Raw genomic sequence first — 23,363 nt, forward strand, 5'->3', positions numbered from 1 at the left:
TGCGCACACGACAGTTATTGCCGCACAAAACTGACCCTACCGAACAATGAACTCCGCATGAAGCGCGCCACTGGCCTTGATGCTTTTCAGGATGTCGATCATGTCGCGCGGCGCAACACCCAGCGCATTCAAACCAGCGATCACTTCGCTTAAGCTGGTGCCGCCGCGCACCTCGGCCAAGCCGATCCCCGGTTCATCTTCGATCCCGACAGCAGTACGCGGAACGACCACGGTTTCGCCGGGTGAAAACGGATTTGGTTGAGAGACGAGCGGTGCTTCCTGAATACGTAAAGTCAGGTTGCCCTGGCTGACAGCAACCCGGCTGATCCTGACGTCTTCGCCCATCACGATCGTGCCAGAGCGTTGGTCGACAACCACCCGCGCGCGGCGTTCGGGTTCGACCATGATGTTTTCGATCCGTCCCAGCGCATGCGCGGGCGACGGCATATGGGTTTCGCCGATGTTCAGGTGCACTGTACCCGCATCAAGCATCGTTGCCACATGGCGGCCAAAGCTATGGTTGATAGCGGCTTCAATCCTTCCTGCGGTCGTGAAATCCGGTGTGCGCAGCGCAAGACGAAGCGACGTCAACTCAGCGAAATCAAAAGCGACTTCGCGCTCGACAGTTGCGCCGGACGGTATCGATCCCGAAGTTGGAACGCCTTGGGTCACGGCAGCAGCAGCACCTTCCGCGCTGACGCCCCCTGCAATGATCGTGCCTTGGGCAACCGCATAGATTTCACCATCGGCGGCGTTGAGCGGTGTCATAATCAGTGTTCCGCCAAGAAGGCTGCTGGCGTCTCCGATTGCGGAAACTGTTACGTCTATCGGGCTGCCGGCACGTGCAAATGGTGGCAGGCTGCCGGTGACGAAAACCGCCGCGACATTCTTGGGGCGGAACTGCTCACCGGTGACGTTGACGCCAAGCCGTTCCAGGATGTTGACCATGATTTCTTCGGTGAACGGTGAATTGCGCAACCCGTCGCCAGTTCCGTTCAGCCCGACCACCAGACCATAACCGACAAGATCGTTCGTGCGGACCCCGTCGAATTCAACAAGATCCTTGAGCCGGATCGGTGCGGCATGAACGCTCCCCGTGGAGAGCATCGTGCCGAGCATCATGATACCAAGAAGTTTTTTCATCGCAGATAGTTCACCAGGCTGAGTTGGGACAATCGTGCTGTCACGGTGTAATGCATCTCCAGCTGTTGCTGCACATTCTGCAATCGGCTTGCCGTATCGAACGGGTCGGCCGCTGTCAGTTCATTCCTATTGATCTGGAATGCCGTCAGCTGCGCACCATGAGCGGCGGCGGCTTCGTCCACACTAGCCTGCGCCGCACCAAGGTCGGATCGCATCGCTGTCAGATCATCAGCGGCAGAAAGCATGCGCTGCCCGCTTGTCTGAACCAGTCCGGCACGGGTACGGTCTGTCAGCCCCACTGTGTTTTCGTCTGCCATTGCCGCAATCGCCGCTCCTTTCAAGAGGGCGACACTTGCGGCGCCGTCAGCGCGCATGTTCAACGCGATTGTTTTGTCTGCGCTGATGCGCTGCTGCAGTTGCGGGCCGGTATCACCTTGATAGCCAAGCGTCGCAAAACCACCGGCGGGATCGTCGAACCAGTCATCCACAGCGGCTATGATATCTGCCTGATCGGTCAGCCCGGCAGTGGCCGCGCGCAGCGAGGTCAGCATCTCTTGCGGCGGGGCAAGCGGATCACGCGCGACGTCTGCACCACCAAAAATCGTTCGCTCACCAAGGCGGCGGTTCAGCTGTGTTGCGATTTCGGTGAACGCGGCTTCCCCTGCCTTTACCGATGCCTGAATATCGCGCGCTGCAGACTCGGGAGTTATCTGGAGTGCGGTCTCCATGAAATTGCCGCGAATCCGGTCAATCGCGGCAAGCGTTGTCTGTGCAAATGAAAGCCGCTGTGCAATCTCTGTTCCTGCCTGCTGATACCCTTGCAGCAGGGTGATTTCGCGATCAATGCTCTGCAATTGGCGCAGATCACCACCGAGGCTGCGGGTTAGGTCATTCTTGATTTGCGAAGAAAGCTCTCCTGTCAGCACGTTCAAGTCGGTCTTCAGCCGCCCAGTCTGTCTGAGCGATTGAAAATGTTGCGACATGTCACCGACAGTGTGGATTGGCATTGATCATATCTCCATCAAGGTGCGCACCATCGCATTGATGGTTTCGATTAGTTTTGCGTTGGCGGCATAGGATTGCTCGATGCGGATCAGCATTTGCATTTCTTGATCGGTATCGACCCCGTTGCCCAATTCTGCGGCGCGCAGCGTATCCCAACGCGCTGCCGCGAAAGTAAGTTCATCGTCTGCGCGTAGCCGCTGGGTGCCGATCTCGCTCGCCAGATTTGCGATTTGACCACTGGCAGACCGTGCAGGCAGACCTGCCCCCGAACTGCGGGGAGTGTTTAGTGCCGAAAGCCAGCGGTCGATCTGCGCGGGATTCCCAGCAGGACCGGGTGCGGCAGCGCCGATCCCGTCGCGCAGGCGGGTCACATCGCCACCCTGGCCGGGATCAACCGCCGCGTTGATTTGCAACCGTCCGGCAAGCCCTGTCAGATCGAGCGGATCGAGCGCGCCTCCCCGGTCAGTCAAAAGCCCGGGTGCCCCCGCAACAAGTGTGGGATCCGTCGCCGGATCGGCAAATCGCGATACGAGATCTTGCGCAACTGTATCTAGTCCTGCCTGCGCGGCAACGAGTTTGGCATCACGCATCTCAAAAGCGGCCCCGAGCGTGCCGCCGGTGAATTTACCGACCCCATTGCTTGGCGATGCGGGTTGTCCGTTGAATTCCAGCCCAGAGAGCGCACCGGATCCGAATGTCATGTCAGCGGTGATCGTTGGTGTTGCCGAAAATGAGAACGTGGCTGGCGTACCATCCAGAAGCTGTGCGCCGGTGGTCGTCATCAAGGCGACCGCGCCACGGTCACGTGGAATTTCCCGGATCGGGACGATTTCAGAGATTTGGTCAATCGCGCGCTGTCGCGCGTCCTGCAGGGCCGTGGTATCGCCACCTGTTCCGATCGCCCTGCTGATATCCGCGTTCAGCTTTGCGACTTGTCCTAGCGCACTGTTGAGCGTTTCCACATCGCGCGCGATTTGTGCATCAGAATCCTGCCGCAATGTCTGAACGGTGCCGGTTGCCTGACGCAAACCATCCGCGACATCACCCAGCCGGTTGACCGCCATTTGTAGGCGCTGGGGTGACGCAGGATCTGTGCCTGCGCTGACAAGCGCGCTTTCGAATGCATTCAAGCGTCCCGCCAACCCGGCGGGATCACCAGGCAGGCCAATGGCCCGCTCTACCTGTTGCAGTGTGTTCAGGGTCTGTTGCTGACCCGCAAGTTCAGCATCAGCAAGCCGCCTGTCGCCGATGACCCCGGCGTCGACAATCCTGCGCACGCCGTCGATCGTCACGCCCGCACCCTTGCCACCCAGATTGGCAGCGGACAGATCGACGACGCGTCGCCCGTAGCCATCCGTCAAGGCATTTGACAGGTTCGAAGAGACAACTTCGGCCATCCGCGCTGTTGCGGTCAGCCCGCTGATGGCGTTGTTCAAAGATGCGGTGATGCTCATGTCTGTTGTACCTCAAGTCTCGGCTGATTACCGCTTGATATTGGTCGTTTCCTGCAACATCTCGTCGACGGTCTGGATGACCTTCGCGTTCGACGAATAGGCGCGTTGTGTCTGGATCAGGTCGGTCAGTTCACCGGCAACATCCGTTGTCGATTCCTCGCGGGCGAAACTGATGATGTCACCGGTGGGGCCATCGCCTGCGTCCCACATGAAGAACGTCCCGCTGTCGGGCGTCACGCGGTAGACCTGACTGTCGAGCGTTTCGAGTCCATTCACATTCGGCACGTCGATCAGCGGAATCTGATAGAGTACACGGTTGATCCCGATATCGAACGATGCCCGCACAAAGCCGTTTGCGTCGACTTCGATAGAGGTCAGACTGCCGACCGGTGTGCCATTCTTGGAAATTGAAACAGGTGCAAACGCATCCGAAAGCTGCGTCAGCCCGTTTGAATCTCCCAGCGCACCGATGTTGATTTCAAGCGGGCCGCCCGCAACATCGACTGTGAACGTGCCATCCGTCGGGCTGTATGCGCCGCCGACCGCGCCAGCGGTCACATTTTCCAACGTGCCACCTGCGCCGCGCGCGCCGTTGAATTCAAGTGTATATTCCCCGATCGAGGCTGTACCGGTCGCGCTGTCGAAAATTGTCATCGTCCAGTCGTTCGTTGCCGGATCGCCCGGCGCAGGCACGGCAGGTGAGAACTGTATGTTCAGGTTCGCCGACTTGCCGAGATTGTCGAAGTATTCGATCGAAAGCGTTTCATTTTCGCCGGTCGAAGTATCTTCTGTCGATGTCGCGGGCAGATTTACCGCAAGATCGAGCCTGGTCGTCGCCTCGCCCGCGAACTGGTTGTTGTTGATCTGGATGGGACGCAATCCATCGGGCGCATCGCGTGGATACGGGGGCACCGTGCCATCTGGCAAGGCCGGCCAACCCATCAGGACCAGTCCGGCTTCGCTGCGCAAATACCCTTGGCTATCCGTGCGGAACGATCCCGTCGTCGCCAGCAACAGCGGGTTGTCACCGTTTCCGACCTGCACCGATGCCTCTGTCGTGACAGGCAGCATACCCCGCCCCCGCACGGCAAGATCCGTCGGGTTCGATGTCGACACAAGCGAGCCGCGTTCATCAATCAGCCGCTGCGATGTCGTCCGCACGCCACCCGCGGAATAGGCACCGCGATTGCTGGCAATTACCATGGAATGGAAATCAGTTTCCGCCCGTTTGTAGCCATAGGTAGAGGAATTGGAGATATTGTCGGAGATCGTCGCCAGCCTTGATGCATTCGCCGCAAGACCAGCAACGCTTGCATTCAGAGAGGAGGAAATCGTCATATACAGGGCCTTTCAGCAGCAAACTTTCAATGTCTGAAGAACCGTGTAACGCCCCGCCCTTAACGTCCCCCTAACATCCGACCTAAAGATCAGACCTCAGCACCACGATTTCGATTCGATTGTTTCGAATTGAACTGGAATCACTGACGATCGGGTCGCGGTCGGCCTCGCCCGTGATCCGTGCAATCCGGTCTGGGTCGAAGGATGCCGCCTCAAGTATCAACCGTGTGCGGGCCGCCCGGCTGGTAGACACATCCCACGCCGGGTTGCGCAGACGCACGACAGTTTCCGCTTTGACGTGGCCGGATATGGCGACATCGTTGGTCACTGACCCCAGTATGCGGGCGATCATTTCCAGGATCTGCACAGTCACGCCTTCGGGCGTATCGGTTGCTCCATAAAACAGCGGCGCGTTGGGCATGTCGAACACCTCGATCACAAGTCCTTCGTCAGTCAGACGGGTTACGACATGACGCAGCTGATTGTCGGAAAGCGCGCTTTCGCCGCCAAGGCCCAGAAGGGCCGCTTCGAGATCTTCGAGGCTGGCAGTTTCCTGCGCCGCTGCGGTCGCGCCGACATCGACGGCTTCATCGCCATCGCGATTTGCGATGCCACCGGTGCCGCTTTGAGCCAGTGTTTCGCGGGTAAAGATGTTGTCGCCGCCAAAGGCACCTGCCCCACCGCCTGACACACGATTGATCGGAATGGTCGGAGAGAAGTAATCCGCGATGCCCTTGCGCTGTTGTTCGGTCGTTGCGTTCAGAAGCCACATCAACATGAAAAACGCCATCATCGCCGTGACGAAATCAGCATAAGCGACCTTCCAGGCCCCACCGTGGTGCCCGCCGCCAGCGATGACTTTCTTGCGTTTGATGATTATCGGTCTGTTGTTGCCTGCTTCCATGTCTTCACCCTCGGTTCACCACCCGCAGATGGGGTTACAGGGTCGAATATGAAAGCAGACTTAAAGGCCGGATTTACAACGGTTTTTACATAATATCAGATAAAATGTAGACTTCGTCCGGACCACAGAATTCAACAAGCTGATAGCCCTTGGATCGCATCAGTTTCGCGATATCCGTTCCACCTGCGTTGTTTTCGATCGCCCATGCCCCGACGCGGTGATTTTTAAAGGGAAACGCTTCGAGCGCGGCCAGTTCGCCACCTTCGATGTCCAGTGAAATGAAATCCGGATTCGCAAGGTCTGCCTCCTCAAGGATCGCGGCAAGTGTGCGGGTTTGCACGGTAATCACCTGTTCGGCATGGCGCGGGTCGGCGCGCACGCGTTCCAGCATCTTGCTGTCGTACTGATCCAGCAGGCCGCTCATCTGCGTGTAACCTTCGGTCACTGCCATGAACTGCGCCTCACCGTTCTTGTCGGACACGGCATAGGGCAAACAGGGCACGCTGCGCTGGGCCTCGGCCCGCGCACGTTGCACCGCAACCGGTTCGACCATGACACCCGACCAATTGCGCCAGCGTTCAAAGAAGAGCGAATTTGATCCGCTCAGTCCGTCATACGCGCCCACATCGACAAAAGTGCCGCCGCGTTTGCCTTTGAAGTAACGGTCAACGATCTGGTCCTGACCCGCCTGGCTTGCATAGGGGAAGGCCGGATGCAGCATGCCGCGAACTTCGTGCAGAAGGCGGACGAATGGCGCACGGGCGCGGGTGTTGTTCTTGTTCAGCGCAGCGACGACTTCACGCTCGGCCTCTTTCAATTGCTTGCGGGCTTCGGCGACTCGTTCTGCTGGGGTCATGTGGATTCGCTATCCTGGTAATATGATTTCTCTTCCACAATATCCGAACCAAGCAAAAGGTTGATCTCTTTCTTGATGCGCGCGCGTTCATCGTTGGTGACATAAACCGCGCGCGCCAGACCGATGAACCCCGCGCCGAAATCGCCCCGTGCCTCGCAAGCCCTGATATCGTCTTCGATGACCCACAAGTCGGCATTTATGTCGTAAAGCTGGTCGGCCAGAGCCGCCAGTGCATCTATATCGGGCAACGCAGCATCAGCGATGCGCTGAAGGACGGCCTGTTCATGCCGGACATTCGCAAGTTTTGCGTCGTCGGTGATCTTTTCCGACTTCAAACGCAATATCGTCAGCTTGTCGATCAGCTCTCCCGGAGCTGTCGGCACAAGTATTTCCTTCATGTTCCCCGCTCCAATCGTGACACAAGAGCCGCCTCCACTTCGGCCATGACACCGGACCAGTCGAGGGGAGTTTTCTGCCGAAACAACCGCATTCCAGGATACCACGGGGTCGTGTCTCCTGCATGCGTGTAGACCCAGAACGGATCCCAATGCAGCACGGTCCAAGTCTCAATGCCCAAAGAGCTTGCCATATGCGCGCTTACCGTATCGGAAGTGATGACCAGATCCATTGCCGACATCGTCGCCGCGCAATCAGCAAAATCGCGGTCCGTACTGGCCGTATCCACCATGAAGGCGTCAGAACCGTCTTCGTAATACGGCGTCAGCAACGGCCCCTTGTAAAGCGAAAACAACTGCACGTCCGGGATATCCACAAGGGGCAGAAAATCGCGATGTGCAAATGATCGGAACGCGTTGCCCTTGTAGGTAACCGACCCCGCCCAGACGACACCAACCTTGAACGACTTGGCATAAGGGCCGGTGATCTGCGCGGCACGTTCCGTGGCATCATCAGGAATGTGTAACTGCGTCGGCGGGGGGATGTCCCGTGACCGGGCAAAATGAACAGCCGCCATATCCATCATGTTGATCCAGTAGTCCGCAGGGTTTTCGCCTGCGGTTTCTGCTGTCACAAGTTCGATGTCAGGCAGTTTTGAAAAAAGACGCAGCAACGGTTTGTCGACCAGAACACGAACTTTTGCCGCCAGTTTGGCAAGGGAGGGCAGAAAGCGCATGAACAGGACGGCATCGCCAAAACCCTGTTCTGGCAGCACCAAAAGCGTCTTGTCCGACAGGTCTTGGCCCTGCCATTCCGGAAATTTCAGGTTACGGGGGCGCAACTCTCCCGCACGCCAGCGGGCTTTGTAAAGCTCGAAACCTTTGGCGTAATCGCCACGACCCAGATAGGCAAATGCAAGTTGCATCTGCACCTCGGGGTCATCCGGCAGTATTTTGATAACTTCGCTCAGATGCGCGATCGCGGCATCATAGTCCCCCATGCCACGATAACAGCGTCCGATCATGGCAAGGTGGTTGGGATCGTTGGGGACTTCTTCCAGAATCTGACGACGCAACGCGATGGATTCTTCATATTTCCCGATATCGGACAACGTGTTCGACAGATTGTTGCGAACGCCTGTGTCCTGCGGACTAAGTGCAAACGCGCGGCGGTGCGACCGAAGGGCCATCCTGTGCCGGTTCGTGCTTCGGTGCAGAACGCCAAGGTTTGACCAGATGATCCCGTCATGGGGCACTTGTGACAGGTATTCGCCATAAGCACGTCTGGCTGCATCGAATTCACCGGCTTGATGGGCGCGGGTCGCTTCGGCTTTGACCTGCTTCAAGGTGCGGGACACGGGCCTTACTCGGACCTGATGCGCTTGACCGGAACAACGAGCCTTTCGGGCCGCGCCTTTTCTGCGGCCTCAAACAGCGAAAAGGTCTGGTTTACATAATTCACTGCGCCAGAAATATGTTCCATGTAGTCGTTCAGCTCATCAGTCACTTCGACCTCGCTGACAACGACACTCCGGTCCTGCGGCATGACTTCGAATTGCGCATAGAACAGCGGATCACCACGATTGACCTTAAGCGCCTTCGTGGTGTCATGCCATTCAAACGCCCACATCAATGGACGCGGCCAGACGTTGATCGGGAAGCGCCCGCCGAAGATCGTGCCGGGGAACGGCGTCTTCTGATAGTGCATGAACGGCGCGACCTGATTGATATAAACCGGCTCATCGGCGATGAAGACATAGGGCAATTCCAGTTGCACTGTCGGAATGCCGGGATAGCGCCATTCGTGTTCGGCGGTGACATGCAGTTTGTCGCGCAGCTTGCCTGCGCGAATGCCGCTCATGTCGCCGTTGAGGTTACGCAGGGCCGGACGCCCTTCCTTGTCGCGCACGAATTCAAGGTTGAGATCGAACGGACAGCGGATCATGAAATACCGGCTTTCCAAATTGATCACCGCGGGACAACGCGACGCCGATTTGGCGTGCTTCTTGTTCATATCCGCAGATCGCACGCGTTCTGGCGGGAAATAGACCACGCCGGCCTTTTTGATATTCAGGAACCAGCCGACCTGGACAGGGCCCGACCCCGCGGTCGTCCCTTCGGTGTTTTCAAAGCTCACTGACAAATGCATTTAACTAACCTTTTCACACGACAGGCCCTATTCTTGCGCAGCCCAGCAAAAACAAAAGTCCCCGGCAGGGCAAGAGCATAGAATTCAGGCGTTATTTTGACACTTGCGGCCCCAAGGTCACAAAGTCGTACTTTGCCAGAAACAGAACGATCCCGTTCAGGCGGGGTGCAAGTGCTGGCAGGCGTCCCAACAAATCCCCCATTGTGAGGGGTTGATGCGCGGCGATAAGCGCCAGCGTTTCAAAAACTTCGCTGTCCGGCGCGACCTTTCGCTTGTAGAGTTTGCGCCCGTTGATCATGTCCAAATCCGCCAGCTTTTCGGCGTCGAGGGGTTCGGCGGTCACAATGACCGTGTCGGCAGTCAGAGGCCTGCTTGGATAGTGCCGATAGGTATCGAACGGCGATGCTTCCATCGGGTTTTGCACGCGCGGGATCTGTTTCGCGCTCTGACGCTGGCGCGCAAGTTCGTCGGCCAGCGCCATATATTGCGGGATTACTGCGGACCAATCGAAATTGCGGGTGACATGCGCGCGCCCTGCCGCGCCCATCTTCTTGCGCAGATCCTTATTCTGCACCAGACGATCGAGCGCTTTTGTATAGGCTTGCACATCAAGCACGGTCTGTTGCTGCACGCAGGACAGATAATAGAGATATCCGTCACTGCCGTCAGCAAAACGCGAGGCCAGAAGCCTGCCTGTTGCATCATCTGGCGGCGCCATGATCGTCGGAACCAGCATTCCGGTCAGACCGTCCACGACTGTATCGCGAAAACCATTCCAATCCGGCATCACAACCGGCAAGCCAGCGGCCATTGCTTCAACCGGAACCAGACCAAATGTTTCCTGAATGTTGTCGACCGGCAGCGTGAAAATATCGGCACCCGACCAGATATGCCGGCGCACGTCCGGTTCGCGCCCATCAATGAAATGAACGGTGACAGATGGACAAAGCGCGTTCGCGCCCGTTTCATGCAGCACCCTTTCGCCTTCGCGGTCGCTCCAGCCAACCATCCAGAGGTGAACCTGCTGCCCGCCTTTCGCGATACGCTCCAAGGCCATGAACAGCGGCACGGGATTCGCCTTTTCAACCGACGTGAGGCGGCCCATGGTCATGACCACAACAGCGTCATCCGGTGTTTCGAACCTGCCACGCATCTGGGCGCGCCCGTCATCGGTTGGCGCAAAATCCGCCGCATGAATACCCAGCGGAATGATCGGCAGCTGCGGCTGTGGAATGACCTGCGCACCAAAGCGGGCCCTGATGTAATCCGCCTCAAGCGCGAACTGGCGCGCCACGACGGATTGAACGGCCCGGCTTGTGCAAATGATCGCGTCCCACGGCTCCACGGGTTGCAGCATCAGGTTATGCAGGTTCTCGACAATCCGGCGGGTCGATACAGTGTGTGTGATCCCGACAAGCGAACATCTGCGCATATCACCGCGGGCACGCTGCCAAACCGCGTTCAGATAGCCGGGCGAGGGAAAGAAAACCGTACCGAATTTGGTGAAATCATGTCGGTCGCGCAGTACAGCCGCGTTGACCGGGCGGGTTTCCCCAAAGTCTTCGGCCAGCGCGCGGAAATCATCCGCATGGGCAGCTGTTTCGGTGACAACATTGATCTGGTCGCCAGTGCCATAGCGCTGAAAAGCGCGCACAAAGGACTGCCCAGCCGACCGGCGACCAACCAGATCGGCCCCTTTTCCTTCGACAGCGTCCGGATGAAAGTAAATCGCAGGTGTCATGGCAACATCATCACGACAGTTGTGATGCGGCGCAAGACTTAGACCGGCAAGCTTCGACAACTGTCAGCATTGGATTCAACGGCCCGATCAAGGACCCGTTGCAAGGCGGCACCGCGGGTAAAATCGGGGCGCACCGAGTCACCTGACTGGATCGCCTTGATGAAGCGCACGTAATTCGTGTCCACGTCGGGTGTGGCGACCTCTTGCCATTCCGCTTTTTCCAGATTTGCACCGGTGCATTTGCGCAACTGGCTCTTCCCGCCTTCGAACAAGACTTCCAATCCGCCTTGGGTGCCATAAAGCCGCAAGCGCAGGTCGTTCAGATGCCCCGATGCAAAGCGCGTCGCATGGATCACACCGGCCGCGCCGTTAGCAAGCGTCAGGTGCATCGAAAAACTGTCATTTGCGTCCAGCACATAAGCCCCGATCCGGTTCCCTTCGGCCTTGGGAAATGTCGTCAACCGGCACGACACATCCGCCGCACCAGACCCTGCGGCGAACGTCGCGTAGTCAAGGATATGCACACCGACATCGCCCAGAACGCCAAGCGATCCATGCGCGGATGACAATCGCCACAACCACTGATCTTCAGTCTTCCAGTCGCCCCACGCAGGCTGGGTGAGCCAGCTTTGCAGATACGACGCTTCAAAATGCCGGACTTCGCCAATCTCGCCGGACGCGACAATATCAGCCCCCGCCATCAAGGCAGGTACGTTGCGATAGGTCAGGTTCACCATGTTGACGACACCTGCCGCCTGCGCGGCTGTGGCCATTTCCGCAGCATCCGCCGCCATCGCGGCGAGCGGTTTTTCACAAAGTACATGCTTGCCAGCCGCCAAAAGCGGCATGGTCGTGCGGTGATGCACCCCGTCGGGAGTCACGTTGGACACGGCATCGAAATCGCCCCACGCAAGGGCGGCAGAAACCGAGTCAAATCCATTCGGAATGCCGAATTCTTTTTGAAACGCGGCAAGGTTCTCGGGGTTGGTATCGACACCCGCGACGACACTGACACCGTCCATCGCCGCATAGGCGCGAGCATGGTCATGCGCCATCCCGCCTGTGCCGACGATCATCACGCGGATCATCAGCGGAACCCGTCTTCGCCGTCAGCGTGCAACCGCGGACCGCGTGCCTCGATCGGTTCAAGCGCACTTTCAACCGGCACATTCGGCGCATCCGTCACTCTAGACACGCGCGGTGCTGGGTTGTGTGCCCAGGCACACGCGTTGCGCAACACAGTCTGGACGTTCGCATCGTGATACGTCGGATAGGTTTCGTGCCCCGGACGGAAATAGAACACATTTCCGGCGCCCCGCTTGTAGGTGAGGCCAGAGCGGAACACTTCGCCACCCGCAAACCAACTGATGAACACGGTTTCAAGCGGTTCGGGGACGCCAAAGGGTTCGCCATACATCTCCTCGTTCTCAAGCTCGAAATGATCAGGCAGACCGGCAGCAATGGGATGATTGCGCGATGTGACCCAAAGACGTTCACGCTCGCCCGCCTCACGCCATGTTAGGTTACATGGCGTACCCATTAGGCGTTTGAAAATTTTGGCAAAATGCGCCGAATGCAGCAGGATGATGCCCATGCCCGCCCAAACATGTTCTGCGACCCGCTCGACAACCGCGTCGTCAACGTCGCCGTGTGCGGCGTGGCCCCACCAGATCAGCACATCGGTTTGGGCAAGACGGGCTTGCGTCATGCCGTGTTCCGGCTCTTGCAAGGTGGCGGTCGTCGCGGTGAAGCGCTTGTCGGTATTCAACGCATCTGCAATCGCCCCGTGCATCCCCTTGGGATAAAGTTCAGCGACGGTCTCATTACTTTGTTCGTGAACGTTTTCGCCCCAGACGGTGACATTGATCGGCATGGCTTTCGACTCCCAAAGCGCTTTGAAGGAACCTTGCGCAGAAACACGAAACAAGGCAATCCCGAATAAGGGGGGATCGTGTCACTTTGCCCCATGTGTCAACTTGACTTTACACTTGCCGACTCCCCAACTGTCCAACTAAACTGACACAATGACTGTCAGTTCTGCCATCCAGACGCCTCGCCGCTGGCCCGCACCACGGGCCGCCTTGCGTCTGATCAAACCCGTGACATGGTTTCCGCCGATGTGGGCCTATTTATGCGGCGCGGTTTCGGCAGGGGTTTCACCTGCGGGGCAGTGGTGGCTGGTGATACTCGGTGTCATCCTGGCAGGCCCGATCGTCTGCGGCATGTCACAGGCCGCGAATGACTGGTGCGACAGGCATGTGGATGCAATCAACGAACCGGACAGGCCAATCCCGTCAGGGCAAATCCCCGGACGCTGGGGGCTATGGATCGCACTGATCATGACGGTGCTGTCGCTTTTCGTGGGGTACCAGCTTGGCCCGTGGGGTTTTGCGGCAACCATCGCTGGTGTCGCAGCAGCCTGGGCCTATTCCTGCGAACCGATCCGCGCCAAACGATCCGGCTGGTGGGGGCCGGGCCTGTGCGGACTGGCCTACGAAACACTACCGTGGATCACCGGTGCCGCGATCTTGTCGGCGGGCGCACCTACAATCGAAGTTCTGATCATCGCAACACTTTACGGGATTGGCGCGCATGGCATCATGACGCTGAACGATTTCAAGGCGATCGAGGGCGACCGACAGATGGGTCTGAAATCGTTGCCGGTCACGCTCGGGCCGCGTCTGGCCGCAGGGGTGGCCTGTCTTGTGATGGCGGTCCCGCAGGTGATCGTTATCGGGGCGCTATTCACGTGGGACAAGCCAGTGCATGGCTTCGGCGTGGCTGCCATGCTTGGCGTCCAACTGGCCGCCATGCGGGTGCTGCTGCGCGATCCCGAAGGCAAGACGCCCTGGTATCAGGGCATGGGCATTCTTTTTTACATCAGCGGCATGATGATTGCCGCCTTCGCAATCAGGAGCCTCTGACATGCATCTTTCGTGGTTCCAGATTTTCCGGCTTGGTTTCGTGCAAATGGCGCTTGGTGCCATCGTGGTGCTGACCACATCGACGCTGAACAGACTGATGGTTGTCGAACTGTCGCTGGCAGCGATCCTGCCAGGGTTCCTTGTGGCACTGCACTACGGCATCCAGCTAAGCCGGCCGAAATGGGGCTTTGTCTCGGACGCGGGGGGCAAGCGCACAAGGTTTATCATCGGCGGCATGTTCGTGCTTGCGCTGGGGGCGATGCTGGCAGCGGGCGCGATCCTGGTCTTTCCAACATCGTTTGCGCTGGGCCTTGCCATTTCCATCCTCGCCTACGCACTGATCGGTGTCGGTGTCGGAGCGTCCGGAACGTCACTGCTCGCGCTGCTCGCAACAACCACACTGCCGCACAGACGGGCAGCGGCCGCGACAATCACCTGGCTGATGATGATCTTCGGCATCGCTGCAACGGCGGGCAGCGTCGGGGCAATGCTTGACCCTTACACGCCTGCACTGCTGATCAAACTGGTCGGCATCGTCTGCGCGGTAGCAACGCTTGCCACAATCATCGCCGTCTGGGGCATCGAAAAGCGTTTGATCGCGGTGAAAGAACCCGATCACACACCGTTCTTGGAAGGATTGGCACAGGTCTGGTCCGAAACACGGGCGCGCAACTTCACGATCTTCGTGTTCCTGTCGATGACCGCCTATTTCATGCAGGAATTGATCCTTGAACCATATGCGGGGTTGGTATTTGCATTCTCGCCGGGACAATCCACGGCCCTGTCAGGCGCACAGAACGGCGGCGTTTTCATCGGAATGCTCTGCGTGGGCATTCTTGCGACCGGCTTCAAGGTCGGCAGCCTGCGCAATTGGGTCATGGCCGGGTGCATCGGGTCTGCCGCATCACTCGCCGTGATTGCGATGCTGGGTCCACTCGGGCCGGGCGGGCCACTGACCCCGGCTGTGGTAATGCTCGGGTTTTTCAACGGGATGTTCGCGGTTGCCGCCATCGGATCGATGATGGCGCTGGCGGGCGAAGGACGCGCGCAGCGCGAAGGCACCCGCATGGGGCTTTGGGGCGCGGCACAAGCCATCGCCGCTGGCTTTGGCGGATTGGTTGGGGCTGGTCTGGTCGACGTGCTGCGCTTGTCCCTGCCTGACGATCAGGCCTTCGGATCGGTGTTCCTGTTTGAAGCTGCAATCTTTATCGCCGCGACTGTCATGGCCGCGAAAATCATGGACCGGCGCATGCCGTCCGCTGCAATGGTTCCGGGAGAATGATCATGGAATATGATGTAATCGTCGTAGGCGGCGGCCCATCGGGTGCCACAGCAGCCGAGGATCTTGCCAAGGCCGGGCACAGCGTTGCGATGCTGGACCGGGCCGGACGGATCAAACCCTGCGGCGGGGCCATTCCACCACGATTGATCGCAGACTTTGACATTCCGGACGAACAGATCGTGGCCAAGATCCAAACGGCCCGCATGATTTCTCCGACACAGCGACACGTCGATATCCCCATTGAAAACGGCTTTGTCGGCATGGTGGACCGCGAGCATTTCGACGAATTCCTGCGCACTCGCGCGCAAGAGGCTGGCGCGCACCGCTATTCCGGATCGTTTCAGGGAATCGAACGTCATGGCGACACGAAATCAGTCGTGTTCCGGGATGGCGTCAGCGGAAACGTTCAGAAAATGGACTGCAAACTGATCATCGGGGCCGATGGCGCACGATCCAATGTTGCCCGGCTCGAAGTGCCGGGGGGCGATACCATTCCCTATGTGATCGCCTATCACGAAATTATCGAAGCCCCTGCTCAGACCGAAACCTATGATCCCAAACGGTGCGACGTCATCTATGACGGGGCGATCAGCCCCGATTTTTATGGCTGGATTTTCCCGCATGGCGGACAGGCCAGCATCGGCATGGGGTCAATGATCAAAAGTGTCGACGTCAAGGAGGCGACCGCCGCCTTGCGCCGCACGGCAGGGTTGAGCGAATGCAAAACAATCCGCAAGGAAGGCGCACCGATCCCGCTGAAACCACTTGATCGCTGGGACAATGGCAAAGACGTCGTGCTGGCGGGTGATGCAGCAGGCGTTGTTGCGCCATCGTCCGGTGAAGGCATTTATTATGCTATGGTGGGCGGGCGCGTCGCGGCAACTGCGGCGGCATCGTGCCTTGCGACGGGTCGCGCCAAAGACCTGCAAATGGCCCGCAAACTGTTCATGCGCGAACACAAACAGGTGTTCCGTGTCCTTGGTGCGATGCAGAACGCTTATTACAAAAGCGACATGCGGCGCGAACGCTTTGTGTCATTGTGTCACGATGTCGATGTCCAGCGGTTGACCTTTGAAGCATATATGAACAAGAAGCTGGTCAAGGCGCGCCCGCTTGCGCACTTGAAAATCGGGATCAAGAACCTCGCCCATCTGACAGGGCTGGTATCGGAGCTGCGCACATGACGATCATGATCCCTGCCTGGGTGGACGGCAAACTCGAACCCGTGGAAAAACTCGCGGCGCATCAGCTTGGCTTGAAACACAAGGCAGTCAGCGTTTTCGTGATGAACCGCGGTCGGGTGCTGATCCAGCAGCGGGCGATGGGAAAGTATCACACGCCGGGCCTTTGGGCGAATACCTGCTGCACACATCCCGAATGGGATGAAGACCCTGCCGATTGCGCCGTGCGCCGCCTGAACGAAGAGCTTGGGATCAGCGGGATCTATCCCGCGCATCGCGATCAGGTGGAATACCGCGCCGATGTCGGCGATGATCTGATTGAACACGAGGTCGTCGAAATCTTTGTCGCCGATGCACCCGATGATTTGAAGGTCAACCCGAACCCGGAAGAGGTCATGGCGATCGAATGGGTCGGTTTCTACGACCTTGCCGCACAAGTCGCACGCACGCCTGACAAGTTCACACCCTGGCTGCGCATCTACCTGCAGGAATATAAGTCCGCGATTTTCGGTGACCTTGTCCGCGCCGGATAGGTCAGCCCGACACCAATCCAACCTTGCGCGGTGAAACGCCCGCTGCCTGCATCGCTGTCGCGGCGATATCGACTGCTGTCATGCCAGCCTCTGCATACATCGCGTCAGGGGCCGCCTGATCGATGTAGCGGTCAGGCAGGGTCACAGTCCGCAACTGGCAACGCCCGTCCAGCAACCCATCGTTTGCCAGATCATGCAGCACCATCGCGCCGAACCCGCCCTGACTGCCCTGTTCGACCGTGATCAGCGCCTTGTGGTTTTTCAGCAGTTGCCGGATCAGGTCACGGTCCAGCGGTTTCGCAAACCGCGCGTCAGCCAGCGTGACGGACACGCCCTGCGCCTCCATCAACGCGCGCGCCTTGACGCATTCGCCCATGTGCGCGCCGAATGACAGGATCGCGATGTCGTCCCCCTCGACAACGATGCGTCCTTTGCCGATCTCAAGTACGTCGCCCCGATCAGGCATCGACACGCCTTCGCCTTCGCCACGCGGGTATCGGAACGCAATGGGACCGTCGTCATAGGCGGCGGCCGTGCGCACCATGTGCATCAGCTCTGCCTCGTCCGAGGCGGCCATAACCACCATGTTTGGCAAAGCGGACAGATACCCGATATCGAACGCGCCCGCGTGGGTCGGACCGTCCGCCCCGACCAGACCCGCGCGATCAATCGCAAAGCGCACCGGCAAGTTCTGAAGCGCAACATCATGGACGATCTGGTCGTACCCGCGTTGCAGGAAGGTCGAATAGATGGCGCAGAACGGCTTGAGCCCCGATGCAGCCATGCCGGCGGCAAAGGTGACGCCATGTTGCTCTGCAATTCCGACGTCAAAGACCCGCGCCGGAAAACGGTCTGCCATGATGTTGACGCCGGTGCCTGATGGCATGGCGGCAGTGACCGCCACGATTGCCGGATCATGGGCGGCCTCTTGGGTCAGCGCCTCTCCGAACACCTTGGTGTAGCTTGGCGCGTTTGGCTTGCCCTTGGCCTGCTGGCCCGTGGCGGGATCGAATTTGCTGACGCCGTGGCCTTTGTCGGCGGCACCTTCAGCGGGAGCATAGCCCTTGCCCTTGGTCGTGCAGACGTGAATCAGGACCGGCCCCGTGGCCCGCGTACGCGCGGCACGCAGCACCGGTAAAAGCTGGGACATATCGTGCCCGTCAATCGGACCGATGTAGGAAAAGCCAAGCGATTCAAACAGCGTGCCCTGATTGCCTGGTGCGGCACCGGTCACAAGCTGGCGCGCGCGGCGGGCATGATCACGCAGGGGGCCAGGCAGAGCAGATTCGAACCCTTCGGCCATCTTCTGCATCTCACCAAAGGGAGAGGCATAAAGACCGGAGAGGTATTTCGACATCGCCCCAACTGGCGGCGCAATGGACATTTCGTTGTCGTTGAGGATCACGAACATGCGGCGGCCTTCGGCACCGGCGTTGTTCATCGCCTCATAGGCCATGCCGGCGCTGATCGACCCGTCACCAATGACAGCGATGGCGTCGCCCGTATCCATGCCGAGATCGCGGCCCATCGTGAAACCAAGGGCTGCGGAAATCGAGGTCGAGGAATGCGCTGCACCAAACGGATCAAAGCGGGATTCCGAGCGTTTCGTGAATCCGGAAATGCCGCCTTCCTGTCGCAAGCTTGTCATGCGGTCACGACGACCTGTCAGGATCTTGTGAGGGTAACACTGGTGACCCACGTCCCAGACCAGCTTGTCGCGCGGGGTGTCAAAGACGGCATGGATCGCCACGGCAAGTTCGACCACGCCAAGGGATGACCCCAGGTGCCCGCCGGTCTGCGACACGGATGCGATGACTTCATTGCGGACCTCGCGCGCAAGTTCCGCAAGGGCGCTGTCGGACAGGGCGCGCATGTCCGCCGGGCCTGCGATGCGGTCCAAATGGGGAGTCATGGTCATAACAGCACCTTTCTGATAAAAAAGCGCCGCAAGTGATGCCGGATCGGCACTCTTGCGACGCTAGTTCCTGTAGCCAACAGGAAGGGAACTGAGGTGTGGCCTTGGCCGCTCCTCAATATCGGACCCACCAGGGAGGGTGGCCCGATGGCAAGGGGGCGGGCAACTGGCGTCGCGCCGGCATGCCCGCCCCTGTCTCGGTCAGACGAAATACGTCTTCTGGACCAGCTCAATCGACGAGCGATTGATCGGATCGGGCGTGTCGCGGCTTTCGGCTGGCAGGGCGCGGCCAATGCCGATGATAACAGCCATGACGAACCACACGATCAGGCAGAAGGCGCAGGCGTAGCCGGCCCCTTTCAGCATCAACAGCAGAACATCACCATAAAGCCGTGACCGTCCTTCGACGCCAAGATAATCGGTATTCTCACTCATATCTTCGTCTCCTTAGTCTAGTGGGGCAAAGCCGTGGACCTGCGCCCAGACAAACCAGTTATCAACGACCGTTCCGGACAATAGGATCCCGATGCCGCCGGTCAATGTGGTCAGCACCGCAAACCACCATGCCCAGCGGTGGATACCTTCCATCGTGGCGTTAAAGCCCATGGTCCAGCGCCAGAACAAGGCCGCCCGTTCCGTCGCCGTGCCGCGGTCGACAATCTGTTCGATCTCGCGCTCGCCGCCGAAACGACTGACGGCAAGGATCGTTGCCCCGTGCATCGCGAACAACAAAGCGGACCCATAGAGGAACACAATGCTCAGCGCGTGGAACGGGTTGTAGAACAGGTTGCCATGCGTGATCGAAAACAGGTTCGTCCAGTCAAGGTGGCTGAACACGCCATAAGGCACCATTTCCGACCAGTCACCGATCAGGATCGGACGGATCAGACCCAATACAAGGAACAGCCAGATCGCAGAGGCGAATGCCCACGCCACGTGCTTGCCCATGCCCAGCGCCTCGGCACGCAGATATGTGCGCACCCACCACGTCAGAACAGAGATCAGCAGGAAGAACGAAGCGATCATAAAGTACCCGCCATCATTCATTGGTGGCATCGAAAGCCCGTAACCCGGCGGAGGTGGATCAAGCGAGAACCAGAAAAGATCGCGCATGAAAATCGCGGGGTTGTAGTCCGCCTGCGCCCAGAACGACATGCCCACCATGACAAACCAGACAAGGCCCGTCGCCAGTGAAATGACACCCATGTTGCCAAGGTAGATCGGCCCAAGCTGTGCGTTTCCAAAGTAGCCCGCCAGCGTCGAGAACCGCGCAGTGGTCCCCCGCTCGATCAGATTATCTTCGACGACACCCATTTCGGCCGGTCCCTGCACCTGAACCTGGGTGAAGATGTTTTGATATTCAGCCATTGTTCATGTCCTCCTATAGATCCCGCCACCAAGGCAGTTCGTAGTACCAATCCCACCAGACGATCCATTCCTCGAACCAGATGGTGCCCGAAATCACGATGCAGATCGCGCTCCACAGACCAGCGTTCAGCGCAAGGAACAGTCCAAGACGGTGGATGCCGAGTGGCCCGATCGAATAGCCGATCAGATCGCGGAAATACGTATCTTCGTGGTCCGGTGACTTGATAATGTCGCCCTTCTTGCCGGGATTCACGGCAGAGAGAACCAGCGATCCGTGCAGCGCAAGTGCGAGACAGGTCGTAAAGAAGAAGGTGATCGCGACCATGTGGGCAGGATTATAGTGGAAGTTGCCGTAGGCGTAGCCGACGTTGTTCACCCAATCGAGGTGGCTGAAGATGCCATAGGGAAATCCATGTCCCCAGGCCCCAAGCAGGACCGGACGGATAACGACCAGCGTCACATAAGCCAGGATCGCCACACCAAAGGCAAAAGGCACGTGATAGCCCATCCCGAGTTTGCGGCAGATTTCCACCTCGCGCATCATCCAGCTGACAAAGGCGCCGATGGCACAGATCGTGATGATCTGCCAAAGCCCGCCTTCCAGCAGCGGCGCGGCACCAAGGCCGTATTCAAGTGCCGGCGGCTCGATCGAGATCAGCCACGGGTTCCAGGTGTCCCCTTGCGAGGCCCCGTAAAAGATAAGGATCGTCCCAAGGACGGCGAAAAAGAACGTCGTGACCCCGAAGAAGCCAACGTAGAATGGCCCCACCCAGAAGTCGAACAGATCACCGCCGACCAGCGTCCCGCCTTGGACGCGGTATTTTCTTTCGAAGCTGAGCTGCGCCATCTTCCTACTCCAGTCTATCGACAAGCCCTGCGTCCCCGTTCGGGCGCGCCTTGTCGGCATGAAACTTTGTGTGTTTGCTATGGGCGGACGCCGGCCCGCCCATAGCTTTTCTTTTCAACGACCCAAGCCGGTTTATGCACCGCCGCCAAAGGCGAGGTTGAACCAGTTTGTGGATTCATTGCTGAGCAGGACGAGGTGAATCATCGCTGCAAGAAGGAACAGGAAAACGCCCTGTGCCACGAAAACGCGGCGCGGGTCGAAAACCAGCCAGATCTTGTAGAACTGTGCCATTTTGCTTTCCTTTCCTACCAGCTGAACCAGGGCAGTTTGATGTACGTCAGAATATGAGCAACGACTGCGATGATCGTGAAGATCCACAGACCGCTCATGTATACTGCGTGCAGTTCCTGCGCCTGCTCGTCTGTCAAACCTGTGAAGGACAGGTCAGATTTATCAGCCATTTTTTGTCTCCAAACATATGAACTGACGCCGCGTACCCCCCGCGGCCGGGTTACGACAGGGGCTCATCCCCTGCCCTAATCCATCACCCCGGGGGGGGATGACGAATGCTGGGTGCCGTTCATCCATGAAAGATGTGCGGCGTAATAATGCGGGCCTGCGACCAGGCCTTGGCGAGCGGACCTTTTTCAGGCAGCTCCATCCGGCGTGCCGCGCTCAGTCCCCAGGTCAGGAACGACAGCGGCAGCGTGGCCAGAAAGATGATCGCGAAATACGCGTAGTATTCCCGCTTTGGCGGGGCTGTGCGTGTGCGGATCAGCGGTGTGTCTGTGGTGAAGTCAGTCATGTGCGTCCTCCCGACGGTGATTGCAGTGCTGCGACGGTCTCGAGGACCACCCGGTCGTTGCCGGCGTCGAGTGCTGCGCGTTCTGCTGCGTCCCGCAGGGATTTGGCGGCAGAAATTCTGGTTAGGATGGGGTGGCTTGCCACGATCTCATCCAGTTTGGCCTGCGCATCGGCGTCCCAGGGGAAGTCGCGGCGCAAGGGTGTCAGTGTGGCGTCGGTCGCATCCATCTCACTGCCCAGCGGCAGGATATGGAACAGGCTGTCGAACAACCCGTTGCAGACCTCTTGCAGGACGTAGGTCGCCCCGGCGTAGCCCATCATCGGTGTGCCCGTTGCGCGACGGATCGCGGCGCCGGGGAAACTGGCCGGGATGAACGAAGGGCTGGGTCCGTGCCCGGCCTTCATTTCCGCCATATACATCTTTTCGTTGATCGACCCGAAGACGATCAGCGGACGTTTCGTGTGCATCAGACTGCGCACTTCGTCGTTGTTGGTTTTCTTGCCACGGCAACGCGCGACGGCGAAGGCACAAGGAAAGCCGAGATCGCCTTCGAGGTAATGCCGGATGCCGCGTGCATAAGTCTCGTTCGCGACGATGGCGAATTCAGCCGTTGCAAAGAAATCCTGCGTGACAGAGCGCCACAGATCCCAGACGGGTTTAATGGTCGAATGCTTTTCCTGTTCGATAAACGGTTCGGGATCGAGCCCTGTCAGCTCACCCAGCTTGCGCAGGAATTTCGTTGTAGAATCAATGCCGAAGGGCGCTTGCAGGTAAGGCTTGTTCAGCACCTCGGCCAACCCGCGCCCGAATTCGCGGTACATGCAGATGTTCACATCCGCGTTCACGAGATTGCGCATTTCGGCCAAATGGGCACCCAGTGGCATGACCATGTTGACCTCGGCACCGATGCCTTCGACAAGGCGACGGATTTCAGCAAGATCAGACGGCATGTTGAACGTGCCATACATCGGCCCAAGGATATTGACGCGGGGCTTTGCCCCTTCTTCGCGTTTCTTTTCGGGCGGCATCCGGCCTTTTGTCATGCCGAATTCCGTAAAGATCCACGTCATTGCACGGTCAGCACATTCCCACTGATCTTCATCAATGGTGCGCGGCAAAAAGCGTTGGATATTCGTGCCTTGCGGGGTCACGCCGCCGCCGATCATTTCAGCGATCGACCCTGTGACCACAACAGCGGGCAGGGCAGGATCAAGCGTTTTCCACGCTCGCTTCATCGCCTCTTCGGTGCCTTCGCCCATCTCGGATTCACCAAGGCCGGTGACGACAATGGGCAGCTCGTGAGGCGGCAAACCGTCGGTGTAGTGCAGGACGGATGTGACCGGCAGATTCTCGCAACCGACGGGGCCGTCGATGACGATCTGCAGGCCTTTTACGGCGCAGAATGCGTAGACCGCACCCCAGTATCCGCCTGCGCGGTCGTGATCCTGAACTAGCATGCTGACCCCCTCAATTCGGGTGTCACAAAGCGTGCACAAGGCGTGCACAGGGCGTATGACTGTGCG

At 58.8% G+C, this 23,363-nt stretch carries 24 protein-coding genes; 4 read left to right on the plus strand and 20 right to left on the minus strand.

Translation table 11 applies throughout. The features are described from left to right. Positions 1-36: 36 nt before the first annotated feature. The 12 genes from BMY44_RS13900 to BMY44_RS13955 form a co-directional block, all read right to left on the minus strand. On the minus strand, positions 37-1,143 hold the full coding sequence (locus BMY44_RS13900; RefSeq protein ID WP_089996046.1) for a flagellar basal body P-ring protein FlgI: 1,107 nt from the start codon (positions 1,141-1,143) through the stop codon (positions 37-39). Further along, positions 1,140-2,150 (minus strand): flagellin, encoded by a 1,011-nt coding sequence (locus tag BMY44_RS13905; RefSeq protein WP_089996049.1) that lies wholly within the window; start codon positions 2,148-2,150, stop codon positions 1,140-1,142. Before BMY44_RS13905 ends, BMY44_RS13900 begins: the two co-directional genes overlap by 4 nt. Before the next feature lie 3 nt (positions 2,151-2,153). After that, on the minus strand, positions 2,154-3,602 hold the full coding sequence (flgK, locus tag BMY44_RS13910) for a flagellar hook-associated protein FlgK (protein WP_089996052.1): 1,449 nt from the start codon (positions 3,600-3,602) through the stop codon (positions 2,154-2,156). 27 nt (positions 3,603-3,629) lie between these two features. Continuing rightward, on the minus strand, positions 3,630-4,940 hold the full coding sequence (locus tag BMY44_RS13915) for a flagellar hook protein FlgE (RefSeq protein WP_089996055.1): 1,311 nt from the start codon (positions 4,938-4,940) through the stop codon (positions 3,630-3,632). Between the two features lie 82 nt (positions 4,941-5,022). Further along, positions 5,023-5,844 carry a flagellar motor protein MotB gene (locus BMY44_RS13920; protein WP_089996057.1) on the minus strand — a complete coding sequence of 274 codons (822 nt, stop codon included), beginning with the start codon at positions 5,842-5,844 and terminating at the stop codon, positions 5,023-5,025. Between the two features lie 85 nt (positions 5,845-5,929). Next, entirely contained in the window at positions 5,930-6,700 is a 771-nt protein-coding gene (locus BMY44_RS13925) for an FkbM family methyltransferase (RefSeq protein ID WP_089996060.1), read from the minus strand. Continuing rightward, entirely contained in the window at positions 6,697-7,098 is a 402-nt protein-coding gene (locus tag BMY44_RS13930) for a DUF6165 family protein (protein ID WP_089996063.1), read from the minus strand. The genes BMY44_RS13925 and BMY44_RS13930 overlap by 4 nt, the downstream gene beginning before the upstream one ends. Continuing rightward, complete coding sequence (locus BMY44_RS13935; RefSeq protein WP_089996065.1) at positions 7,095-8,453, minus strand: tetratricopeptide repeat protein; 1,359 nt, start codon at positions 8,451-8,453, stop codon at positions 7,095-7,097. Before BMY44_RS13935 ends, BMY44_RS13930 begins: the two co-directional genes overlap by 4 nt. Before the next feature lie 5 nt (positions 8,454-8,458). Beyond that, entirely contained in the window at positions 8,459-9,244 is a 786-nt protein-coding gene (locus BMY44_RS13940) for a hypothetical protein (RefSeq protein WP_089996068.1), read from the minus strand. A gap of 91 nt (positions 9,245-9,335) precedes the next feature. After that, a complete protein-coding gene (locus tag BMY44_RS13945; protein WP_131801615.1) occupies positions 9,336-10,985 on the minus strand; it encodes a glycosyltransferase family 4 protein in 1,650 nt (549 codons plus the stop codon). Between the two features lie 38 nt (positions 10,986-11,023). Then, the gene (locus tag BMY44_RS13950; protein ID WP_207510550.1) at positions 11,024-12,073 is read right to left on the minus strand and encodes a Gfo/Idh/MocA family protein; all 1,050 of its coding nucleotides are present in this window, start codon (positions 12,071-12,073) and stop codon (positions 11,024-11,026) included. Beyond that, the gene (locus BMY44_RS13955; RefSeq protein WP_089997174.1) at positions 12,073-12,858 is read right to left on the minus strand and encodes a ThuA domain-containing protein; all 786 of its coding nucleotides are present in this window, start codon (positions 12,856-12,858) and stop codon (positions 12,073-12,075) included. Before BMY44_RS13955 ends, BMY44_RS13950 begins: the two co-directional genes overlap by 1 nt. Positions 12,859-13,009: 151 nt before the next feature. Here BMY44_RS13955 and chlG point away from each other — a divergent pair, with 151 nt between their 5' ends. The 4 genes from chlG to idi are packed head-to-tail and all read left to right on the plus strand — an operon-like array spanning position 13,010 to position 16,905. After that, positions 13,010-13,909 carry a chlorophyll synthase ChlG gene (chlG, locus tag BMY44_RS13960; RefSeq protein WP_089996073.1) on the plus strand — a complete coding sequence of 300 codons (900 nt, stop codon included), beginning with the start codon at positions 13,010-13,012 and terminating at the stop codon, positions 13,907-13,909. 1 nt (position 13,910) lies between these two features. Beyond that, positions 13,911-15,191, plus strand: coding sequence for a BCD family MFS transporter (locus BMY44_RS13965; RefSeq protein WP_089996075.1), 1,281 nt, complete (start codon positions 13,911-13,913; stop codon positions 15,189-15,191). A 2-nt stretch (positions 15,192-15,193) separates the two neighbouring features. Beyond that, positions 15,194-16,375 (plus strand): geranylgeranyl diphosphate reductase, encoded by a 1,182-nt coding sequence (locus BMY44_RS13970; RefSeq protein WP_089996078.1) that lies wholly within the window; start codon positions 15,194-15,196, stop codon positions 16,373-16,375. Next, positions 16,372-16,905 (plus strand): isopentenyl-diphosphate Delta-isomerase, encoded by a 534-nt coding sequence (idi, locus tag BMY44_RS13975; RefSeq protein ID WP_089996082.1) that lies wholly within the window; start codon positions 16,372-16,374, stop codon positions 16,903-16,905. Before BMY44_RS13970 ends, idi begins: the two co-directional genes overlap by 4 nt. A gap of 1 nt (position 16,906) precedes the next feature. On the opposite strand, the gene dxs is transcribed toward idi, so the two are convergent. From dxs to bchZ, 8 genes are all read right to left on the minus strand, one after another. After that, on the minus strand, positions 16,907-18,817 hold the full coding sequence (gene dxs / locus BMY44_RS13980) for a 1-deoxy-D-xylulose-5-phosphate synthase (RefSeq protein ID WP_423219760.1): 1,911 nt from the start codon (positions 18,815-18,817) through the stop codon (positions 16,907-16,909). A gap of 204 nt (positions 18,818-19,021) precedes the next feature. Further along, positions 19,022-19,255: an RC-LH1 core complex protein PufX gene (gene pufX / locus BMY44_RS13985; RefSeq protein WP_089996086.1), complete on the minus strand. Its 234-nt coding sequence runs from the start codon at positions 19,253-19,255 to the stop codon at positions 19,022-19,024. 12 nt (positions 19,256-19,267) lie between these two features. Further along, positions 19,268-20,188 carry a photosynthetic reaction center subunit M gene (pufM, locus tag BMY44_RS13990; protein ID WP_089996087.1) on the minus strand — a complete coding sequence of 307 codons (921 nt, stop codon included), beginning with the start codon at positions 20,186-20,188 and terminating at the stop codon, positions 19,268-19,270. 13 nt (positions 20,189-20,201) lie between these two features. Next, entirely contained in the window at positions 20,202-21,035 is an 834-nt protein-coding gene (gene pufL, locus BMY44_RS13995; protein ID WP_089996090.1) for a photosynthetic reaction center subunit L, read from the minus strand. A gap of 132 nt (positions 21,036-21,167) precedes the next feature. Then, the gene (gene pufA, locus BMY44_RS14000) at positions 21,168-21,326 is read right to left on the minus strand and encodes a light-harvesting antenna LH1, alpha subunit (protein ID WP_089996093.1); all 159 of its coding nucleotides are present in this window, start codon (positions 21,324-21,326) and stop codon (positions 21,168-21,170) included. 14 nt (positions 21,327-21,340) lie between these two features. Beyond that, positions 21,341-21,496: a light-harvesting antenna LH1, beta subunit gene (gene pufB, locus BMY44_RS14005; RefSeq protein ID WP_089996095.1), complete on the minus strand. Its 156-nt coding sequence runs from the start codon at positions 21,494-21,496 to the stop codon at positions 21,341-21,343. 119 nt (positions 21,497-21,615) lie between these two features. After that, positions 21,616-21,840: a cytochrome PufQ gene (pufQ, locus tag BMY44_RS14010; protein ID WP_089996098.1), complete on the minus strand. Its 225-nt coding sequence runs from the start codon at positions 21,838-21,840 to the stop codon at positions 21,616-21,618. Beyond that, complete coding sequence (bchZ, locus tag BMY44_RS14015; RefSeq protein WP_089996101.1) at positions 21,837-23,297, minus strand: chlorophyllide a reductase subunit Z; 1,461 nt, start codon at positions 23,295-23,297, stop codon at positions 21,837-21,839. The genes pufQ and bchZ overlap by 4 nt, the downstream gene beginning before the upstream one ends. Positions 23,298-23,363 lie beyond the last annotated feature (66 nt).

This window comes from Cognatiyoonia koreensis, assembly GCF_900109295.1.
Classification (GTDB): Bacteria; Pseudomonadota; Alphaproteobacteria; order Rhodobacterales; family Rhodobacteraceae; genus Cognatiyoonia; species Cognatiyoonia koreensis.

Bases quoted from the DNA above. Each gene is read 5' to 3' on its own strand.
- BMY44_RS13920 (WP_089996057.1), bottom strand. From the start codon at position 5,844: ATGGAAGCAGGCAACAACAGACCGATAATCATCAAACGCAAGAAAGTC.
- bchZ (WP_089996101.1), bottom strand. From the start codon at position 23,297: ATGCTAGTTCAGGATCACGACCGCGCAGGCGGATACTGGGGTGCGGTC.
- pufL (WP_089996090.1), bottom strand. From the start codon at position 21,035: ATGGCGCAGCTCAGCTTCGAAAGAAAATACCGCGTCCAAGGCGGGACG.
- BMY44_RS13950 (WP_207510550.1), bottom strand. From the start codon at position 12,073: ATGATCCGCGTGATGATCGTCGGCACAGGCGGGATGGCGCATGACCAT.
- BMY44_RS13965 (WP_089996075.1), top strand. From the start codon at position 13,911: ATGCATCTTTCGTGGTTCCAGATTTTCCGGCTTGGTTTCGTGCAAATG.
- BMY44_RS13915 (WP_089996055.1), bottom strand. From the start codon at position 4,940: ATGACGATTTCCTCCTCTCTGAATGCAAGCGTTGCTGGTCTTGCGGCG.
- pufM (WP_089996087.1), bottom strand. From the start codon at position 20,188: ATGGCTGAATATCAAAACATCTTCACCCAGGTTCAGGTGCAGGGACCG.
- BMY44_RS13905 (WP_089996049.1), bottom strand. From the start codon at position 2,150: ATGCCAATCCACACTGTCGGTGACATGTCGCAACATTTTCAATCGCTC.
- BMY44_RS13900 (WP_089996046.1), bottom strand. From the start codon at position 1,143: ATGAAAAAACTTCTTGGTATCATGATGCTCGGCACGATGCTCTCCACG.
- BMY44_RS13925 (WP_089996060.1), bottom strand. From the start codon at position 6,700: ATGACCCCAGCAGAACGAGTCGCCGAAGCCCGCAAGCAATTGAAAGAG.
- BMY44_RS13945 (WP_131801615.1), bottom strand. From the start codon at position 10,985: ATGACACCTGCGATTTACTTTCATCCGGACGCTGTCGAAGGAAAAGGG.
- BMY44_RS13940 (WP_089996068.1), bottom strand. From the start codon at position 9,244: ATGCATTTGTCAGTGAGCTTTGAAAACACCGAAGGGACGACCGCGGGG.
- pufB (WP_089996095.1), bottom strand. From the start codon at position 21,496: ATGGCTGATAAATCTGACCTGTCCTTCACAGGTTTGACAGACGAGCAG.
- BMY44_RS13955 (WP_089997174.1), bottom strand. From the start codon at position 12,858: ATGCCGATCAATGTCACCGTCTGGGGCGAAAACGTTCACGAACAAAGT.
- pufQ (WP_089996098.1), bottom strand. From the start codon at position 21,840: ATGACTGACTTCACCACAGACACACCGCTGATCCGCACACGCACAGCC.
- pufX (WP_089996086.1), bottom strand. From the start codon at position 19,255: ATGAGTGAGAATACCGATTATCTTGGCGTCGAAGGACGGTCACGGCTT.
- pufA (WP_089996093.1), bottom strand. From the start codon at position 21,326: ATGGCACAGTTCTACAAGATCTGGCTGGTTTTCGACCCGCGCCGCGTT.
- BMY44_RS13930 (WP_089996063.1), bottom strand. From the start codon at position 7,098: ATGAAGGAAATACTTGTGCCGACAGCTCCGGGAGAGCTGATCGACAAG.
- dxs (WP_423219760.1), bottom strand. From the start codon at position 18,817: ATGACTCCCCATTTGGACCGCATCGCAGGCCCGGCGGACATGCGCGCC.
- flgK (WP_089996052.1), bottom strand. From the start codon at position 3,602: ATGAGCATCACCGCATCTTTGAACAACGCCATCAGCGGGCTGACCGCA.
- idi (WP_089996082.1), top strand. From the start codon at position 16,372: ATGACGATCATGATCCCTGCCTGGGTGGACGGCAAACTCGAACCCGTG.
- BMY44_RS13970 (WP_089996078.1), top strand. From the start codon at position 15,194: ATGGAATATGATGTAATCGTCGTAGGCGGCGGCCCATCGGGTGCCACA.
- chlG (WP_089996073.1), top strand. From the start codon at position 13,010: ATGACTGTCAGTTCTGCCATCCAGACGCCTCGCCGCTGGCCCGCACCA.